Annotated in this window: 1 protein-coding gene; it reads right to left on the bottom strand. The window is 71.4% G+C overall.

Annotation, left to right across the window (positions count from 1 at the left end; translation table 11 throughout):
* Positions 1 to 126: 126 nt before the first annotated feature.
* Complete coding sequence (locus tag ABD323_RS44865; RefSeq protein ID WP_344447710.1) at positions 127 to 405, bottom strand: Prokaryotic metallothionein; 279 nt, start codon at positions 403 to 405, stop codon at positions 127 to 129.
* Positions 406 to 542 lie beyond the last annotated feature (137 nt).

Below are 542 nucleotides of genomic sequence, written 5' to 3'. Positions count from 1 at the left end.
CCGCCTTCGAACGGGACCTGGCGGGTGACGCTCCGGCAGGCGCCACCACCGGCGACTACCTGACGGCGATCGGCCAGTGCCGCCCGACCGTCACGCCCGCGATGATCGAGGACTTCACCGCCGACATCACTTCGCACGCCCGGGTGTGACCCCGGGGTGAGTGCCCACCGCGTCGCGGATCTGCTCGCCCAGGCCGCCGCCGCGGCGGGCGCAGTTGGCGCAGCAGAAGAACTTGCCGGAGACCTCGACGCCGTGGCCGACGATCCGCACCTCGCAGTACTCGCAGCGCGGCGCCAGCTTCTCCATCGCGCACTCGAAGCTGTCGAAGGTGTAGCTGTCGCCGGTGATGGTCTTGATCTCGAAGGCCAGCCAGTAGTCGTTGCCGCAGGTCGCGCAGACCGCCATGGGGGAGCTCCGTCTCTCGGCGGGGTGTGCCCGGCCGGGCTCGGCCGCGCTGTCTCCAATCTCCGGGCGGCGGCCCGGCCCGGCAATCGGCACGCGGCCGAACGGATACTGGAGGCAGTGGCTCGGAGGTGGTCGAG

It is taken from the genome of Kitasatospora nipponensis (genome assembly GCF_039528135.1).
GTDB classification, from domain to species: Bacteria; Actinomycetota; Actinomycetes; order Streptomycetales; family Streptomycetaceae; genus Kitasatospora; species Kitasatospora nipponensis.
The sequence above is the reverse complement of the archived record's forward strand: the minus strand, read 5'-3'. Positions and strand labels throughout refer to the sequence as shown.